This is a genomic window from Mesorhizobium sp. M7A.F.Ca.CA.004.12.1.1 (assembly GCF_003997835.1).
Classification (GTDB): domain Bacteria; phylum Pseudomonadota; class Alphaproteobacteria; order Rhizobiales; family Rhizobiaceae; genus Mesorhizobium.
The window spans coordinates 1-1,512 of record NZ_RZRK01001112.1; the positions used below are offsets into that span (position 1 = coordinate 1).

Here is a 1,512-nt window from a genome sequence, read left to right on the forward strand (position 1 = left end):
GACCCGCCGCGCCTTGCTATATCGATGCGCGGAACAGGTTGCATGCTGGCCAGCGCGATTGCGGCGCATCTGGCGAAGGCGAAGTCGCTCGAAGATAGCGTGCGCGAAGGCAAGCTGTTTGTGTTCGAGAAGCTTCAGAAATGCCGGCTGAATAATCACAACGTTCTGCGTCCAGCCAAGCAGACCCATTTTCCAGAATTTTTCCAGTAGCGAGACTGGAGGGCTACTGCTTCTCTATGCCATCCTTACAACGCGTTGAGTTCCACTGTGCCGTCCAGAATTATCTGTCGTTGTCCAGAATTAAGCCGGGCTTAGAACTGAAACGAACCCGCCGAAAGGTACGAGCGGCCCTCACTCGATAAGGGTTACCAAACCTATTCCTGTGGGCTACCAATCCGCGTGGTGGGTGGCCTTAGGTTACCAATCAGTGTGGCGTCCGGAATTATCTGCCTCTCTCCGGAATTAAGCCGAGATTAGAAGATCGGTGCGGTATTGCGCCCGGTCAAACCGTGTCGATTTGCGGCGTAGCCGACGTGTCTCACGCTTGGCGGCGTCGCACGCTGGTCCCGATTGTCGCCCGAATATCTGCCTACCGGCGACAGTGAATGCGCCAAGCTAGACCTTCGTCGATAGGGCGGCTCCGGTTTACCAATCCTGTCGTCCTAGGTTGACCAATCCGTTGTCGACCGTGAGCGGGTTTACCAATAAGGGCGGCTATATTCTGCGCAAACCCAATCACCTGATGCCAATCCAGAATTAATCGTCATTAAGGGCATTGGTAAACTCAGTCTGAAACCCCACCCTTAGCCAGAAAACTCTCCTGTTTTCAATCGCATAGCCCGCCCGCCAGCAACCGATAATTCGGGACCGGTAAACCCGTGAAAGGCCCAATAATTCCGGACGTCACACCAGTCTGCCCTTTTATGCGACTTTTCGAGCACAGACCGGGAACATCTGACCGTTTCCATTCATCGCCCAAGGCCGGTTTAGCGCTGGAAAAGCCAAAGTGCGGGAGTAAGAATGGCCGCAACGGGGCCGGAAGCCGTCGGTCAGCTTTCGGGGAGTGATCCCGGTAAGTTCGCAACTCATTCGCTTCTTTTCTGCAGTCCCCGCCATTACGAGTTGGCGGTGTCGGTCGCCGAGGGGATCAACGCCATTACTGCGGCTAGTTCGGCCCTCCGGACGAGGAATGGCATGCGCGTCGTCCCATAGTGCTTGGCAAGATGGAAGCGGTGCATGCCTCCTACGATGTGAACTTGGCCTTGGTACTCGCCGAGCAAAGGCGGTGTGACACCGCGGCCATGCAGCCATCGGTAGGCGATCCCACAGCTCTTGCTCTTGTAACGTTGATGCCAAGGACCCTTGTCCCTGCTGGCGGCGTAGGTAAGCCTGCCGCCAACGTCAGTGACATCAGCGTCGATAAGAATGAAATCCGTCGAAGCGTGGTCGCTGGGATCATCGCCGTCGAACGCGAGATAGAAGTTTGCAGGATCGCAGTCCCATATCGCAGTC

General features: G+C 56.0%; 2 protein-coding genes. One reads left to right on the plus strand and one right to left on the minus strand.

What is annotated here, in order from left to right; genetic code table 11:
* On the plus strand, positions 1 to 210 hold a 210-nt coding region (locus tag EN984_RS34195; protein WP_206517553.1), incomplete at its 5' end, for a bifunctional hydroxymethylpyrimidine kinase/phosphomethylpyrimidine kinase.
* A 905-nt stretch (positions 211 to 1,115) separates the two neighbouring features.
* Here the strand turns inward: EN984_RS34195 and EN984_RS37970 are convergent.
* Positions 1,116 to 1,512, minus strand: a 397-nt coding sequence (locus EN984_RS37970) for a hypothetical protein (protein WP_164765903.1), incomplete at its 5' end; no start/stop codon positions are given.